This is a genomic window from Colwellia psychrerythraea 34H (genome assembly GCF_000012325.1).
In the GTDB taxonomy this organism is placed as follows: Bacteria; Pseudomonadota; Gammaproteobacteria; order Enterobacterales; family Alteromonadaceae; genus Colwellia; species Colwellia psychrerythraea_A.
In genome coordinates, this window is record NC_003910.7 from 562,514 (window position 1) to 580,515 (window position 18,002).

Below are 18,002 nucleotides of genomic sequence, written 5' to 3' on the forward strand. Positions count from 1 at the left end.
TATATCTTCGGATATACTGAGTACGTGAAAATGTCAGACTTTACAATTGCCTTGGATTAGTCTCCGGGGCGTACTTCGTTTTCAAATCTTCGGATGAGACTACTTAGGGTTGTATGGTTAAGTGACTAAGCGTATGTGGTGGATGCCTTGGCAGTTAGAGGCGATGAAGGACGTGTTAATCTGCGAAAAGCTTTGGTGAGGTGATAAAAACCGTTATAGCCAAAGATGTCCGAATGGGGAAACCCACTTACCATAAGGTAGGTATCGTTACGTGAATACATAGCGTAACGAAGCGAACCGGGAGAACTGAAACATCTAAGTACCCCGAGGAAAAGAAATCAACCGAGATTTCGTTAGTAGCGGCGAGCGAACGCGAATCAGCCCTTAAGCTTATAGGGTGCTAGTAGAATGTTCTGGAAAGGACAACGATACAGGGTGATAGTCCCGTATACAAAAGCAACCTTTAAGTGAAATCGAGTAGGACGGAGCACGTGAAACTTTGTCTGAATATGGGGGGACCATCCTCCAAGGCTAAATACTACTAACTGACCGATAGTGAACCAGTACCGTGAGGGAAAGGCGAAAAGAACCCCTGTGAGGGGAGTGAAATAGAACCTGAAACCGCATACGTACAAGCAGTGGGAGCCCGATTTAGTCGGGTGACTGCGTACCTTTTGTATAATGGGTCAGCGACTTATATTCTGTAGCAAGGTTAACCGATTAGGGGAGCCGTAGCGAAAGCGAGTGTTAACTGCGCGTTTAGTTGCAGGGTATAGACCCGAAACCCGGCGATCTACCCATGGGCAGGTTGAAGGTTGAGTAACATCAACTGGAGGACCGAACACACGTATGTTGAAAAATGCGGTGATGACTTGTGGGTCGGAGTGAAAGGCTAATCAAGCCGGGAGATAGCTGGTTCTCCCCGAAATCTATTTAGGTAGAGCCTCGCACGAACACCATTGGGGGTAGAGCACTGTTAAGGCTAGGGGGTCATCCCGACTTACCAACCCTTTGCAAACTCCGAATACCAATGAGTGATATGCGGGAGACACACTGCGGGTGCTAACGTCCGTTGTGAAGAGGGAAACAACCCAGACCGCCAGCTAAGGTCCCAAAGTACTAGTTAAGTGGGAAACGATGTGGAAAGGCATAGACAGCTAGGAGGTTGGCTTAGAAGCAGCCATCCTTTAAAGAAAGCGTAATAGCTCACTAGTCGAGTCGGTCTGCGCGGAAGATGTAACGGGGCTAAACTAGTCACCGAAGCTGCGGATTTGAACTTAGGTTCAAGTGGTAGGGGAGCGTTCTGTAAGCCGTTGAAGGTGAATTGAGAAGTTTGCTGGAGGTATCAGAAGTGCGAATGCTGACATGAGTAACGATAAGGGGAGTGAAAAACTCCCCCGCCGAAAGACCAAGGTTTCCTGTCCCATGTTAATCAGGGCAGGGTAAGTCGGCCCCTAAGGCGAGGCGGAAACGCGTAGTCGATGGGAAACAGATTAATATTTCTGTACTTCTATATATTGCGAAGGAGGGACGGAGTAGGCTAAACAAGCACGGCGTTGGTAGTCCGTGTGAAAGTATGTAGGTGGTTGACTTAGGTAAATCCGGGTCTTCATTAACACTGAGATACGAGACGAGATTCTACGGAGTTGAAGTTGTTGATGCCATGCTTCCAGGAAAAGCTTCTAAGCTTCAGATATATAGGAACCGTACCCCAAACCGACACAGGTGGTTAGGTAGAGAATACTAAGGCGCTTGAGAGAACTCGGGTGAAGGAACTAGGCAAAATAGTACCGTAACTTCGGGAGAAGGTACGCTGCTCAACGTTAAACCCTTGCGGTGTAAGCGAAGAGTAGTCGAAGTAACCAGGTGGCTGGAACTGTTTATTAAAAACACAGCACTGTGCAAAATCGAAAGATGACGTATACGGTGTGACGCCTGCCCGGTGCCGGAAGGTTAATTGATTCGGTTAGTCCTCGGACGAAGCTGATGATCGAAGCCCCGGTAAACGGCGGCCGTAACTATAACGGTCCTAAGGTAGCGAAATTCCTTGTCGGGTAAGTTCCGACCTGCACGAATGGCGTAATCATGGCCACACTGTCTCCACCCGAGACTCAGTGAAATTGAATTTGCGGTTAAGATGCCGTATACCCGCGGCTAGACGGAAAGACCCCGTGAACCTTTACTATAGCTTGACAGTGAACATTGCTCCTACATGTGTAGGATAGGTGGGAGGCTTTGAAACCATGTCGCTAGATGTGGTGGAGCCAATCTTGAAATACCACCCTTGTATGCGTGATGTTCTAACCTAGGGCCCTTATCGGGCTTGGGGACACTGTCTGGTGGGTAGTTTGACTGGGGCGGTCTCCTCCCAAAGAGTAACGGAGGAGCACGAAGGTTGGCTAAGTACGGTCGGACATCGTACGGTTAGTGCAATGGCATAAGCCAGCTTAACTGCGAGACAGACACGTCGAGCAGGTACGAAAGTAGGTCATAGTGATCCGGTGGTTCTGTATGGAAGGGCCATCGCTCAACGGATAAAAGGTACTCCGGGGATAACAGGCTGATACCGCCCAAGAGTTCATATCGACGGCGGTGTTTGGCACCTCGATGTCGGCTCATCACATCCTGGGGCTGAAGTCGGTCCCAAGGGTATGGCTGTTCGCCATTTAAAGTGGTACGCGAGCTGGGTTTAGAACGTCGTGAGACAGTTCGGTCCCTATCTGCCGTGGGCGTTTGAGAATTGAAGAGGGCTGCTCCTAGTACGAGAGGACCGGAGTGGACGAACCACTGGTGTTCGGGTTGTCATGCCAATGGCATTGCCCGGTAGCTACGTTCGGAACTGATAACCGCTGAAAGCATCTAAGCGGGAAGCAGGCTTTGAGATGAGTTCTCACTGGAGCTTTAAGCTCCCTAAAGGGTCGTTGGAGACTACAACGTTGATAGGTCAGGTGTGTAAGTGCTGCGAGGCATTGAGCTAACTGATACTAATTACCCGTGAGGCTTAACCATACAACACCCAAGTAGTTTTGCTGAAAAGTGATACTGAAGTGATTTGTATAAAGACTGACACAGAAAACATCACGTACTTACGTGTTACTTGAACCAAGAATAAAGAACAAAACGATATTTATAGCTCATTGAGCAAGCTTTCTAAGATTGTCCCCTTTTTGTTTAGCGACAATAGCGCTGTGGTCCCACCTGATCCCTTTCCGAACTCAGAAGTGAAACGCAGTTGCGCCGATGGTAGTGTGGGAGTTCCCATGTGAGAGTAGGACATTGCTAAACTTCTAATTTGTACTTAGGTACTAGAGAAGCCCGATTCGAAAGAGTCGGGCTTTTTGCTGTCTGGCATTTAATAAACTCCAATAATAGTGAAGTAAAACATCCTTGCGCCGATGGTAGTGTGACTCATGCTAGTTAAGCCCATGTGAGAATAGGACATTGCTAAACTTCTATTAAGGAAACCCATCGCTTGCGCTACGGGTTTTTTGCTTTCTGATGTTTAGTAAAAGCGCGAATAAATTCCCGCCTGCATATTGTGCCCCTACCTGAATATATTCGTCTTCTTTGCCACAGTGCTTCAGAAGTGGAACGCTGTTACGCCGATTGTTGTGTGACTGATGTTAGTTAAGCCTATGTGATAGTGGTGCATTCTCCACTTCTAAATTGTACTGTGTACACGATAAACCCATAGCTAACACCATAGCTTTTTTACTTTCTGATGTTTAGTAAAAGCGCGAATAAATTCCCGCCTACTTATTATGGTTGTACCTAACCTTCTTCATTACTGCAGAGCTTCAAAAGAGCAAGGAAATTAAATTAAAGGCTTGCCACTAATACACATTATTCACTAGAAGGGCTGTTATGAAGTGTTAATAAGGGCACGTTAGTATAAGCGTAATAGGTTTGTGTTTAATGATTAATATTCAGAAAGAACAAAAGGGGGATTATGAGGAGCTGGTTGTCTGCCTATTCTAAATCTTGTATTGATCTAAAATAGGCAGCTAGTTTTTTAGTTAACGCGCGTGATAATACGCTTCTCTTAAGCGATTAGCATTTCCGTAAATATATTCGCTACTTAAGCGATTGTTATTATAAAATGCACTATCAAGGTTATAAAACCTCTGAGAGGTGTCACCAGTGCCTGGTGTTAGCCTATTATGGTCTTTTCCTACCAATGTATTCACTGAGTATCGCCATTTAGGCTTACCTCTTACCTGGAAGTATTTATTATTGTAATCTTTACGTGGTGTTAACGGAATAGAAAATCCTAGGCCAATGAATTGATTAGCTTCTTCATTATCAACTTTAGTATCTTTATAGGTCAGGTTAAGGGTAACATCGCCAAACATTCTCTCTAACTTAACAACGACGCCTTTATCTTGTTGCCAAAATTGCCCTACTTGCATTTCTGCAGAGGCGTTGAAATGTGCGTTGTAGTATAGGTACTTAGCAATTACGACATCTCTTTGTAGGGGCTCCGCTTCTTTCCAGCAAGCAGGAAATAAAATATTACAACCATTATAATGTTCTCTTTCAGGTGGTTCTTGATTTTCATACCGTGCTGTAAATAGGTTGATTTTATGGCTTCCACCATAGCTTTGCCAGCGTACTTCATTCGATAAGTAATCGTAAGTATCTCTGTACCTTCCCACAGAAGACATGTTCTTTATGGAATAGGGTAATGAAAAGGTTTGATGGAAGCTGTACTCTTTCAGTCCTGTCTTTTGCTTATAATCAGAAAAATACTCGCCATCTTCGAAGTTTTTAGTTTCTGCAACTTGTTTTGTATGTTGCGCAGTAACTGCGGCGCCTGGCCATAAGGGCACCTCGACATGACTAATCAATGCCAGAGATGCATCAAATGTGCCAAACTCTGTACCCACTCTCGTGACAAGACCAGGCCAAAAAGTAAAACGAGGTTTAAACCATATACTGTTAGCATCATTAAGATCTAGAGTGGAATCTCTACGTTGACTACCAAAGGTATCAGTGGATATATCGAGTTTCAATGGCTGATTATCCCGTAAAAAAGCATCGTATTCTGCTAGGCTCCCCTTAACAACCAAAATAGGTATTTGACGCTCTTTTAATACAAGCTTAAAATTCGCGTAATTATGTTGAACTTGTTTACTGATAACACCTAGAACAACACCGAGTCCATCTATTTGGTTACGATTATAAACGTGATTTTCAAGCTCTACGTATAGCGTATTACCATCAGTTTCACCTATGCTAATCGCTTCAAAGCCTTCTTTTACTAGTAACTCTTTTACTCGTAATCGTTCAGCAGTGCCCGAAGGTGAAGCCGCACCAGAGTCCAAATCATCCAGATGCGAAGACTCATGCGAACTAGCCGTCATACGATTATTGTTGTTACTCTGATTCCCTTCTCCACCAAGAGGAATTGTAAAACCTAAACCATAGTAAAAATCATCCTTTAGTGCTTGGTTAGTGCTCGAAACAAGTATGTCTGAAGTTAATTGGACACCACTGTAAAGCCATCCTTTAGGAGATGATAAATGTAAGCCGAATTGAGTGTCGGCTGCATCATACTCAGCTGAGAGTTTAACCCAATTATAAGGTTGCCATTCAATGCCAGCAAAGAAACCATTAAGTCGGTCTTCAGTTGAAACACTTGTTCCAATACCAAGGGATAAATTAACAGCCTCAAAAATATTTTTTGAGGCTACGGCATATTTAGCGTCATAGAAGTTGGCTGCACCACCAACATCCTGTATGCCGACAGCTAAACTAAACCAATCTTTTGGAATAAAAGGAATCCCCAATTTAATATTAGCTGATAAATCGGTTAATCCATCTTCACTGCCGTGTTTGTAATCGGCTAGTCGTCCTGAAACTTCGACATATTTCCACAAACCAACACCAAAGTTATAATTATCACCATTGCGGTAACCCGCACCAGTTCTCGTTTCTACCTGATTACCATATTGAAAGAAAAATTTACCTTCTTCGAATAATGTAGCCGTGGGAGTGTTTATTAAACCACTATAACCTTGAAAAGACATGGTTGCCTCAGGTTCAGCAGTAACAGTAATAGAAGGTAGCAAAGCCAATGCCAAAAGAATACAGCGCTTCATTTAAATAAATCCTAGCAAGTGAATTAGCACAAAAAATTGTAAAATAATAAAAGTTTGAATGAAAAAAAACCCGCCAAATAGGCGGGTTTTATTAATCTATTATAATATTAATAGATTAGCCTTCACCACCAGTACCACCAGTACCACCAGTGCCATCGATGATATCACCAACAGTATCTCCAAGAGCGTCTTCATCAAGTTCCATAGGAACTTCTTCAGTAGGAACTTCAACACCAGTATCTGATGTGATTTCAGCTGAAATCATAGTTACTTCATCTGAAATTTGTGTTTGCGTAGCATTAATAGTTGCAAGCGCTGCAGAATTAGCAGTACCTAGGTCAACTTCAGGGTCAACAAGCAATGCAGCAGTAACAGTTTCAACAGCATTCACATAGTCGTTAATAGCAGCTGATAATGTAGAACCATCGGCAACATCTAAGCTTGTTAACGAGGCATTAATTAGTGTTAATGTTGCAGTAATAGAATCTTCAGTAGAAACATCAGCCGATACTGACGCATCAACAATGTCTATAGCAAAGATGTTAGTTGCTGAAAGATCAACACCTAAAATAGCACCAATAATCTCAGAAGTATCATTTTGGACTTCTAAAAAGTCAGCTGCAGAAATGGTTGCTAAATCGATAGCTGAACCTTCAATAGCAGCTGAAGATAAAATAGTTTCTGTCGCCATTGTAGTTAATGAATTCACATCTGCGCTTATTGCTGTACCGTCTGAATAAGTAATAGTAGATAATGATAAACCTACTAGCTCAGCAGCTGGAATTGATTCACCACGAGCAACATCGCCACATAGTGTAGCATCACAAATCATAGTTGTATCTTCGTCAGCAAGAACTTCAACCACGAATGTACCCATAATTTCGGCGCCTGAAGCATCAACAACCTGCACGCTATAATCGCCATTTGCATCAGTTTGTGCAGTAGCAAGTACGGTAGCTCTCTCGGCATCGCTAGCAGCATAAACATTAACCGTAGCAGCAGCTAAACTTCCTTTAATGGCCGCACCAGAAATATCCAGAGTTGTCGGAGTTGGATCATTGTTATCATTGTTACAAGCGGTTAAAGCTAACGCTATACTTACAGCTAACGTTGTACGAACTATTTTTTTCATTTTTAATTGCCCTATAATTTATCTAAAGAGGAGTAGCATATTACTAAAGAATTCCTTGTAATATACAAAGTCTATTGTATTTTTCTAGATGGTAATTGATGGATGTAATTTATACAAGCTAATTTAAGCTAATTAGCGCCTCATTTTTTATTATGTGTTTGGACAAAATTGTTTTATATGAGAGTAGGATAGAAATAATACTCTATTTTAGAAGGTTTACTTTTTTCGCGTCTTGCATTTTTGTATTAGACAGCGTTAATTGCATAGTTTAATCTAGTGGTCATACCACTAATGATTATGAGTACCTGTTATGCCTAGTAAAAATATGGAACAAAGAGTGAATCTCGAAATAAGTAACGGGATAGCCTATGTTAGCTTGAACAGGCCTGATAAATGTAATGCGTTAGATATATTAATGTTTCATGCGATCCGAAAAACCATTAAACGCTTGAAAGCAGACCGAAGTATTAGGACAGTAATTGTTACAGGTAATGGTGATGACTTCTGTTCCGGATTAGATGTTAAATCGGTAATGTCCTCAACAAAAGGGCCGCTTGAATTACTCCTTAAATTGTTACCTTGGCGAGCTAACTTAGCTCAGTATGTTTCAACGGGTTGGAGAGAAATACCAGCGCCTGTAATCGTGGTCATCAAAGGTCGTTGTTGGGGAGGAGGATTGCAAATTGCCTTGGGTGGAGACTTTAGAATATCTACACCGGACGCCTCAATATCTATAATGGAATCTCGTTGGGGTTTGATACCCGATATGGGAGGAACACTAGCATTAAAAGAGTTGTTAAGACTGGATAAAGCTAAAGAGCTTGCGATGACAGGAGAAGTTATTACTGGATTACAAGCGCTTGAATATGGCTTAGTTACCCATGTAGACGATGAACCTTTTGAGAGAGCGATAAAGCTAGCCGAAATAATATCTCAGCAGTCACCAGATTCAATAGCAGCAACTAAAAAACTCTATAACAGAAGTTGGTGGAGCAAACCTGGATTTGCCCTTCTGAGAGAATCTTTTTATCAAATCAAAATTTTAATTGGTAAAAATAGAGCGATTAAAACTTACAATCAAATTAACCAAGATAAAAAAGCGAGAGAATTCATTAACAGAAAAAATTGGTAGTTATTACAAACGGATTAATTCCCGCTTAGTGCTTAATAAATTAGTCCGATCGCTACTGCACTGCTGAACAATACTCTGAAAAGGATAATTTGCAGCTTAGCTATTATCCTTTTTTTGTCTACTGCATTAATATCAAAACCTAGTCTTGTAGTTATTAACTTCCATATGTTAATCACACCTTAGTAGACTCTCTCCTCACCATCAAATCCATTTATCACCTCTATAGTTAGTGTCCGTGTTATGTCATACGGACAGTCGCGGACACATCCAGCGTCCGTTCGGACACTCAGGGATATTTAATAGATATTTAACATAATAATTACAGTCACTTAAGCTGCTTTAATTTGTGGCATTGAATCTGCAATACTTGGTCATTGTTAAATAATTAAGTAGAAGTCTATGATTCAAGGAACAAGCGGACAGGATGAGGTTATAGCAAACCCTAAAAAGGTAGCGCTGAAGAAGATACTGCTGACCCTATCACTGATATGTGCTTTGTCATACGTTACTTTTCCAACGTTGTCTCAGTGGTATTCATCAATACCGACCATTGATCGTAAAAGCATCAATATTGAAACCGTGATCTTAGGTGATTTAATTCGAGATATCGTTGTTTCTGGTAAAGCGGTGGCAGCAAATGCACCACAACTTTATAGCACTGAGATTGGCAAGATAACGTTATTAGCGAAACCGGGTGAGGCTGTGGCGTTAAATCAAATAGTCGCTCGTTTAATGAGTCCTGAGTTAGATGCTTTAATTAAACAACAACAATCAACACTAGAGCAACTGAGCATCAATGCTAATCGTGGTGTATTAGCAGATAAAGAAGCACAACTTGACCTTGAAAGTAATATGAACGCAGCACAATCAAAGTTGAATGTAGCTAAGCGTGAATTTCAGCGCGCAGAAATTTCATATGGTAAACAAATCATCAGTGAGGTTGATTGGTTGAAAAGCCAAGATGCGGTCGCGGATGCAAAACGATTATTTGAGCATGCTAAAAAAAGAGTATCGTTTTCAGTAGAGCGATTACAATTTGAGAAACAGCATAGAGACTTTCTAGTACAAAAAGAAAAGCTTATCTTGGAAGAGCTGTCACGTCGTCATGATGAATTAGCAATCAAAGCACCAGTCAAAGGTGTAGTAGGTAATTGGCTTGTTGCACAGAAAAACACTATTGCCGCTAATACTGCAATTATGACAATTGTCGACTTATCTGAATATGAAGCGGAGTTGAGTGTTCCAGAGTTTTATGCAGATGATTTAGGTATTGGTTTAGAAGTTTCAATGAAAATATCAGGGGTTTCAGTACGCGGTGAAATCATTGCCATTTCGCCTGAGGTGAAAGGTAACCAAGTAACGGTGAGAGCTAAAATAAAGAATTCACAGAATATTCAATTAAGACAAAATCAACGTATCAATGCACGTATAGAGTTTGAGAAAAAAGAAAATGTACTCATGGTTAAACGCGGTGCTTTTATGGGATCTTTAGGTGGTAAGTTTATCTTCAAACTTAGTGAAGATAATTATGCAGACAAGACAGCTATAACGACTGGAACGAGTAGTGTTGAATATATTGAGATCACATCGGGTATTGACGTTGGCCAGCAAGTTATTACCTCGGATTATGTAGATTTCAATAAAGCAGAACAAATTTACCTTGGTGGCTGAACATCATAGCGTAACTAATTGATAATTGACTAAATTAAAGAAGTGTTCATTTGATGAATCTTTTTTAAATAAAACGAAATATAAAAAGGAACTACCATGCTAAATATGAACAACATTTCCAGAATTTATCAAAGTGATACTATTCAAACGCATGCTTTAAGAGACTTTTCATTGAATGTAAAAGCAGGAGAGTTTGTTGCGGTAACGGGTCCTTCAGGGTCAGGAAAATCAACTTTTCTGAATGTCGCAGGATTACTTGATAGCTTTGACCGAGGCCAGTATGAGTTAGATGGTGTTAGCGTACAGGGACTAAAAGATGATGAACTTTCGCGATTAAGAAATGAAAAAATAGGTTTCATTTTTCAAAACTACAATCTTATCCCTGATTACAGTATTTTTGATAATGTTGATATGCCTTTGCGTTACCGTGGTTTCAGCGCGAGTGAGCGAAAGCGCAGAGTTGAGCAAGCCTTAGAAAAAGTTGGCTTAGCTTCAAGGTTTAAGTATCTGCCAAGTCAGTTGTCAGGTGGTCAGCAACAGCGCGTTGCTATCGCTAGAGCGTTAGCAGGTGAACCGAAAATATTACTAGCCGATGAACCAACAGGTAACCTTGATTCATTAATGGCACGCCAAGTGATGGAAATATTGCACGATCTAAACAAAGGTGGCGCTACCATCATTATGGTTACCCATGATCCAGACCAAGCACGCGAAGTAAATCGCAATGTACAAGTGATTGATGGTCAACTTGCTGATTTCAAAATTTACGCACCGTTAGACCGAGCTACAGAAACCAAGGGTAAAACAATCTCTGCTGCGGTGAGTGCATCAGTAGCCGAGGAGATGGAAAATGCGTAGTGATAGTCTATTTGTTTATAACCTCACTTTGGCAATGCAAAGCTTCAAGCGCGCTCCTACTCTGTATTTTTTAATCATTCTGACCTTGTCTATTGGTGTTGGCGTATTGTGTGCAAACCTTGCTTTAGTTAACTCTATGGCAAGTGATCCCATACCAGAAAAAAGTGCTCATTTATTTCATATTAATATGAATACTTGGCCTGATGATCAACCACCTGATGAGCCTATGCATATATTGCGCTATAGAGATGCTATGGCGATCGCTGAATCAAATCTAACTAAAGGCAGCGCAATATTTTATGCCTCTGGCGTTTATGCTAGGGATGCAGAGTCCAATAGTATGAAACGTTTTGATTCAGATGTGAGAGCCACTACTCCAGGTTTCTTTGAACTCACTAATGCACCTTTTGCTTATGGAGCGGCATTTGAAAAAAGTAGAGGTATGGAAATAGTTATTGGTGATGAATTAAACCAAAAGATATTTGCTGGTAAAAACAGTGTGGGTAAAACACTCGAGCTTGATGGTGAATTACTTACGATTGTGGGTGTTTTGAAACCTTGGGTATTACGTCCCTTGTTTTACCATCCGACAGAGCGACGAGCCTTTAACTTAACCGATGATATATTTGCGCCACTTGAAACCGCAATAGATTTAGGTTGGTCGATACATGCGCGCAGCTCCTCTGCAGTTGATTATACTGGCATTGAAGAAACGCGTGATAAAGATGTTTATTACTTACAAGCGTGGGTTGAGTTGGAAAATGTGAATCAAAAGCCAGCATTGCAAAGCTACTTAGATAACTATAGCCAACAACTTAAAGATGCTGGGGAACATCCTTTAGCAATAAAAAATGAACTACATAATGTTAATGAGTGGCTAAAAGTGAATAAGGTTGTAGATCAAAAGGTATTGGCATTTACTTTAGCTTCGGTTTTGTTTTTGTCTGTCTGTATTTTCAATGCCAGTAGTTTATTACTTTCACGCTTTCATGCAGCAAAATTTGAAGTGGGTTTAAGACGTGCTATTGGTGCGAGTAACCGACATATGCTGGTGCAGGGTTTAACTGAGAGTGTGTTATTAGGCTTATTTACTGGTGCGGTAGCGTTAGTGTTGAGTTGGTTGTTTCTAAAGTTATCAGTGCAATTTTTACCACGCTTAGCAAATATCGCTGTTTTAGAACCCAAGTTACTCGTACTAGGGATGTTGTTGGCATTAGTGACTTCAATTGCCAGTGCTCTGTACCCGTTATATCGCGCTAATCGTTACAGTATTTCTGCTGAACTTAAGTAACCAAGTAAATAGGGAAAAATTATGAATATTAAAGCACTACTTAAGTCCTTATTATTAAGAAAATTTACTACGGGGTTATTAATCTTACAATTAGCGATAACGTTAGGTTTGCTGATTAACAGTGTTATTTTAGCCGTGGATACTAACAATAAATTGGCCCAAGATACGGGCCTAGATATAGACAATACCTTGATTGTTTCATTGCATCCGACATCGGGTGAATACCGTAACTTGGACTATTATCGATCAATTGTGAGTCAAGATTTACACCAATTAAATCAACTTTCAGGTGTTGAAAGTGTTTCACTCATGAATCAACTACCCATAAATACAAGAGGCATGTTAGGTAATGTATATGATCTAGATGACCCAGAAATTGTTCGTCGTGATCTATATCTGCAAGATTCAAAGATTTTTCTCACTAATGAGGAGCTTAGCAATACGCTAGCATTGGCATTACTTGAAGGTCGTTTTTTAACGAAAGATGATCAACTTGATTTTGGTAGTGATGAAAATGGTAATGTACTGATTACTGAGTCACTTAAAAAAGCGCTATATGGTGAAGGTTCGGCACTAGGACAAGAAACTAATAATGGTCGCATTGTAGGCGTGGTAAAAGATATTATGCTTGACCCGACGTTACCCATAGACAAGCAATACGGTGTTTTTGGTAATCGAGTAATGGAGTTTATCTTCACTGGTCGATATTACTTACTAAGGGTGATTCCAGGTCAAGTGGAGGCAGTGCGTAATAAAGTTAGTGATACCATTTTAGCAGTCCAAGCCGAGCGTGATATCTACAGAATAATGACTATGGCAGAGCATATGAAACGCTTTTATAGCCATGATAAAGGTTTAGCTGAGTTGTTCTTGCTGCTTTGTGGGCTAATGATATTTGTTACTGCTATTAGCAGCTATGCTTACTCACAATTTCATATTTCGCGTCAGAAAAAATACATAGGTATTAGACGTGCGTTAGGTGCACGTAAAAAAGATATTCTTTTATATGTGCTCACGGAAAACTGGCTGGTATACAGTATTGGTTGTGCGTTAGGTTTGGTGATGGCTTTTGGGTTTAATATTTTATTAAGTCAGTATATTAGCTTGAGTAAACCAGATATTATGTTGTTTATATTAGCGAGTGTGGTCATTTTTATCGCAGGTACAATCGCAACTTTGATCCCCGCAATAAAGACCAGTAATATTCCACCAGTGATTGCGACTAGAACAGTGTAGGTGGTTGTCATCTTCGAGTTTTCTTGTCGAAGATCCAGTTCTTGAACCTTGGATTCAGGAGAATGTGCATCCTGCATTCTCTAATAAGTAGCATCCATGCTACGTCCGACAATAACTTCGGGAATGACGGAAAACTGCTTAGGTACTTGTAGGTCGTCATCTTCGAGGTTGTTAATATCGAAGAACCAGCTTTTGAGGTATGCATTCTCTAATAAGTAACATCCATACCACGTCTGACAAGATACTTAGGAAATGATAATCAAAAAGCTTAGCTGGTAACCATCTTTAAAGGAACGAAATGCCACAAATATTAATCGTTGATGATAACCCCGATATACTCGAAGCCCTTGAGTTGTTATTAAGTTTGCATGGTTATGCTGTGCTGACGGCTGAGAATGAGAAACAAGCATTGTTGGCTGTATCTCATCAACGTGTTGATTTAGTTATTCAAGATATGAATTTCGCGCAAGGTATCACCTCTGGAAAAGAAGGCAAATCACTATTTACTGCTTTGAAAGCACTAAATAGTGATTTGCCTATCATCCTAATTACCGCGTGGACTCAATTAGAAACAGCCATATCGTTGGTGAAAAGTGGCGCAACGGACTACTTACAAAAACCTTGGGATGATGTAAAACTGCTAGATTTAGTGGCAAAATATAGCCTGAACTCCAAGATAAACCAAGATAAGAACAATCAAAGCGTGAGCAATCAAAAGCCCGCGGATGATTTCATTTACAAAAGCCAAGAAATGCAAACCTTGATATCTCAAGCGAGCAAAGTAGCGGGTGCAAACGTAAATGTATTAATTACCGGAGCTAATGGTGCAGGCAAAGAGAAGCTTGCCGATTATATTCACCAACAATCTCCGCGTTATAACAGTGCTTTTATTAAAGTAAATATGGGGGCTTTACCTCATGACTTAATGGAAGCAGAACTTTTTGGTGCGGAAAAAGGTGCATTCACGGGAGCCAATCAAGCGAGGATTGGTCGTTTTGAAGCCGCGGATGGCGGCACATTGTTTTTAGATGAAATCGCTAATCTGACCTTAGCAGGTCAAATGAAATTACTCAGAGTATTGCAAACCGGTGAATTTGAACGCTTAGGGGCTAACGCAACATTGAAAGTGGATGTGAGAGTACTTAGTGCCACTAATGCCGATTTACGTTTAGCTGTTCAGCAAGGTACTTTTCGGGAAGACTTATATTATCGGTTAAATGTTATAGAGTTAAATTTACCTGATTTAGCGTACAGAAAAGCTGACATTGTTCCGCTAGCACAATACTTTATCGGCAATGATTGTTCACTGAGTGATGAAGCAGCACAAACGTTAACGGATTATACTTGGCCGGGTAATGTACGTGAATTAGAGAATGCCTGTAAGCGCGCGTTAGTTTTTGCTAATAGTAGTACCTTAACGGCAAGTGACTTTCAATTGGCTTCGAGTCAAAAAGAAGCCGCGTTAGGTGAAAAGGGAAATATTGAGCAGGTACTGATTAAGCATAAGGGCGTGATCAAACATACGGCACTCGAGTTAGGGTTAAGTCGACAAGCTTTATACCGCCGTATAGAAAAATATCAAATAGATGTAGGCTCATTATGTTAGTTGAATCCATATGTTAATCGTACAACTCATTCTTATCAATATTGCTTTTATCGTTAGCTTCTCTCTTTTATTGCCGAGCTCACCTTGGTTATTTTCTATAAGTTCAATACTGTTAATTACTTTAGCCGCTATGCGTTATCAGCATTACCATCGACAAACTCATCAGATCCTACAGACGTTATTACATGGTCTACGTAACTTACAAGATGGTGACTTCTCTATTACCTTAGCGGATAAAAAGACCAATAAAAGTCAAAGCCAATCTGAAGTGTTAGCGCTCTTTAATCAAGTGACTGATAAGCTAAGACAAGAGAAACAATCGCTTTATCAAAGGGAGCTCTTGTTAGATAAGGTTGTTAATGCCTCAGATGTTGTCACTGTGCTTGTTAATCACAGAGATACCATTATTTTTGCTAATCGAGCCGCAGAATACTTTTTTAATCAAAAGAGCATGTTGGGCATGTCTTGGACTACGCTACTCGATGAGAAGTTACCTGAGCTAATCCCACATAATGATAAAGATAATGCCATCATTCAATTACTGTTAGCTGAAACTAAAACAGAGCATAGCTGGCACTTGTCTCGTCATCATTTGAAATTACATGGAAGTCGTCATCAGTTAACGTTACTCAAACCGATAACTAAAGCCATGCATCAACAAGAGTTACAAACATGGAAAAAGGTTATACGGGTTATTAACCATGAGTTGAATAATTCTATCGCACCTATTAGCTCTATGTGTCATAGCGGTAATATACTTGCAGAACGTTTAAATGAACCACAACTCATTCGAGTGTTTGCTACTATCTCTAAGCGGATAAATAAATTAGCAGAATTCATTCAGAGTTATAGTCAGTTGGCGCGGCTTTCTCAACCGAAAAAGCAGGAATTTGATTTAATAAAAACCTTGAAACAGTTACAAGAGTTGTATCTGTTTACCTTAAGTTGTCAGGGTAATAGTTTGATGTTTACAGGTGATGAGAGTCAAATTGAACAGCTCTTAATAAACTTACTGAAAAATGCTCAACAAGCATGTCCAGACAAAGTTAATGCTGAAAAATCTTGTGTTGTTAGTGTAAGTAGTCAGCAGGATAAGTTAGTTATTACCGTAAGAGATTTTGGTACAGGTATGCCAGTAGAGGTATTACAAAAAGCATTTTTACCTTACTATTCAACAAAAGCAGATGGTAGCGGTATTGGCTTGAGTATTTGCCGAGAAATTAGTGATGGTCATCAAGGTCAAATCACCTTAAACAACCATCCTAAAGGCGGCTTACAAGTAGACGTGTATTTACCACACAATGTTAACTAGTCTATTCCCGTCATTCCCGTGGTAACTTAATCGGACGTGGCATGGATACCACTTATTAGATAATGCAGGAGCAATTATCCTGAATCCATTGTTTGTTACCAGCCTAGCTTCAATTAACTCCAATTAAATTCTTAGAAGATGCGCTTCATCAGTAGGTGAGAACAAGCACTGAAATTTTACAACTATTTCTGTCGTACCTAATTAAAAATTTACAATTTTCAAATCTAATTATCTATATAGACAATGATAGGTAACTTGCGTATGATTCCGCGCATAATATGCTATGGATCTATCTAATTGATTAAGCACGACGCTTATATAAATCAATGAGGCGAAATATATTGTTATCAGTATATATCAGTATATATCAGCTATATAGTAGCTGAGAGTAGAATTGCTACTAAATAAAATAGATAGAACAGATAAGAATAAAGCGACAACTGCATGAGTTTTAAGATGTTTTTATGCAGAAAACATTGGAAGCAACAGGGTAGTTGGTTAAATTAGCGAAGGAATGAAAAAACTTACACAATGTTAATATCCTCTAAAAAAGTAATTGTCTCACTAGCCTTATTGTTATTGAGCGGCTGTAATATTATCCCTGGCAGTCATATGGAAGGCGTTGATGTAGAACCTGAGACATCTACACTTGAACAAGACCTCTCAAATATAAATATCTCTGTTATAGACTCTTCATTAATATCTCGATTAAAAGACAGCCAACAAACTTATTCTCAAGCTAAAAAATATACACCAGTAGTTACAGATACGTATGATTACGTGCTGGGTGTTGGTGATGTTTTATCTATTGGTGTTTGGGACCATCCAGAATTAACTATTCCTGCCGCAGTACAACGTACCGCAGAATTTGATGGTTTTAGAATTCAAGCCGATGGCACTATCACCTATGCGTATGCTGCCAATGTACCTGCAGCGGGTAAAACAATCAGAGAATTACACAATGTTTTAGTAGCAAAGCTCAGTGAGGTTATTGAAAAACCACAATTAGACCTTAAAGTGGTTGGCTTTAAGAGTCAGCGAACGTATGTTACTGGCGAGGTGAAAAGACCTGGTGTTTTCGCTATCAGTGAAATACCTTTAACGTTAATCGATGCACTCAACCTCGCGGGTGGTTTAAGTGAAAGAGCTGATTGGCGCACGGTTAGTTTTACTCGAGATAATCAAGTACAAACCATCAAGTTAGATGATTTTTATACCAAGGGTGATATTTCTCAAAACCGCTTATTAAAACATGGTGATATTATTCATGTTAATCGTACTGATAATCAAAAAGTATTTGTATTGGGTGATGTAAGCAAAGCTGGCAGTATTGAAATTAACCGTTATGGCTTAAGCCTTGCGGAAGCGTTAAGCGACGTAGGCGGTTTAAATGAAAGAACCGCCAATGCTAACGGGGTATTTGTGTTGCGTAAACGCCCAGATAATGAAGAAGGCATTATTGCCGATGTGTATCAATTGTATGCACAAAATGTAGTGGCACTGGTGTTAGCTGATCAATTTAAATTGCAACCGCGTGATATCGTTTATGTGACCACTGCACCTATTGCACGTTGGAATCGTTTGATTAGCCAATTAGTACCAACAGTGCAAGCACTGGAAAGTATTTCAACGATTAAAACTCAAGGAAACTTTTTCTAATGGG

The 18,002-nt window shown here is 40.1% G+C and carries 10 protein-coding genes and 2 rRNA genes; 10 read left to right on the forward strand and 2 right to left on the reverse strand.

Annotation, left to right across the window (positions count from 1 at the left end; translation table 11 throughout):
- Window positions 1-115 precede the first annotated feature (115 nt).
- Both CPS_RS02510 and rrf read left to right on the forward strand, forming a co-directional pair.
- A 23S ribosomal RNA gene (locus CPS_RS02510) occupies window positions 116-3,009 on the forward strand.
- 161 nt (window positions 3,010-3,170) lie between these two features.
- Window positions 3,171-3,285: ribosomal RNA gene (gene rrf, locus CPS_RS02515) — 5S ribosomal RNA — on the forward strand.
- Between the two features lie 731 nt (window positions 3,286-4,016).
- Here the strand turns inward: rrf and CPS_RS02520 are convergent.
- Together CPS_RS02520 and CPS_RS02525 are read right to left on the reverse strand one after the other, a co-directional pair.
- The gene (locus CPS_RS02520; RefSeq protein ID WP_011041419.1) at window positions 4,017-6,101 is read right to left on the reverse strand and encodes a YjbH domain-containing protein; all 2,085 of its coding nucleotides are present in this window, start codon (window positions 6,099-6,101) and stop codon (window positions 4,017-4,019) included.
- 115 nt (window positions 6,102-6,216) lie between these two features.
- Entirely contained in the window at window positions 6,217-7,233 is a 1,017-nt protein-coding gene (locus CPS_RS02525; RefSeq protein ID WP_011041420.1) for a hypothetical protein, read from the reverse strand.
- 310 nt (window positions 7,234-7,543) lie between these two features.
- Here CPS_RS02525 and CPS_RS02530 point away from each other — a divergent pair, with 310 nt between their 5' ends.
- The 8 genes from CPS_RS02530 (at window position 7,544) to CPS_RS02565 (ending at window position 17,998) form a co-directional block, all read left to right on the forward strand.
- Window positions 7,544-8,365 (forward strand): crotonase/enoyl-CoA hydratase family protein, encoded by an 822-nt coding sequence (locus tag CPS_RS02530; RefSeq protein WP_011041421.1) that lies wholly within the window; start codon window positions 7,544-7,546, stop codon window positions 8,363-8,365.
- 399 nt (window positions 8,366-8,764) lie between these two features.
- The gene (locus CPS_RS02535; RefSeq protein ID WP_011041422.1) at window positions 8,765-10,036 is read left to right on the forward strand and encodes an efflux RND transporter periplasmic adaptor subunit; all 1,272 of its coding nucleotides are present in this window, start codon (window positions 8,765-8,767) and stop codon (window positions 10,034-10,036) included.
- 96 nt (window positions 10,037-10,132) lie between these two features.
- Complete coding sequence (locus CPS_RS02540) at window positions 10,133-10,894, forward strand: ABC transporter ATP-binding protein (RefSeq protein WP_011041423.1); 762 nt, start codon at window positions 10,133-10,135, stop codon at window positions 10,892-10,894.
- A complete protein-coding gene (locus CPS_RS02545; protein ID WP_011041424.1) occupies window positions 10,887-12,185 on the forward strand; it encodes an ABC transporter permease in 1,299 nt (432 codons plus the stop codon). Before CPS_RS02540 ends, CPS_RS02545 begins: the two co-directional genes overlap by 8 nt.
- Window positions 12,186-12,206: 21 nt before the next feature.
- Window positions 12,207-13,421 (forward strand): ABC transporter permease, encoded by a 1,215-nt coding sequence (locus CPS_RS02550; RefSeq protein WP_011041425.1) that lies wholly within the window; start codon window positions 12,207-12,209, stop codon window positions 13,419-13,421.
- A gap of 298 nt (window positions 13,422-13,719) precedes the next feature.
- Window positions 13,720-15,027 carry a sigma-54-dependent transcriptional regulator gene (locus CPS_RS02555; protein ID WP_011041426.1) on the forward strand — a complete coding sequence of 436 codons (1,308 nt, stop codon included), beginning with the start codon at window positions 13,720-13,722 and terminating at the stop codon, window positions 15,025-15,027.
- Between the two features lie 10 nt (window positions 15,028-15,037).
- Window positions 15,038-16,339: a sensor histidine kinase gene (locus CPS_RS02560; protein WP_011041427.1), complete on the forward strand. Its 1,302-nt coding sequence runs from the start codon at window positions 15,038-15,040 to the stop codon at window positions 16,337-16,339.
- A gap of 531 nt (window positions 16,340-16,870) precedes the next feature.
- Complete coding sequence (locus tag CPS_RS02565; RefSeq protein WP_011041428.1) at window positions 16,871-17,998, forward strand: polysaccharide export protein; 1,128 nt, start codon at window positions 16,871-16,873, stop codon at window positions 17,996-17,998.
- Window positions 17,999-18,002 lie beyond the last annotated feature (4 nt).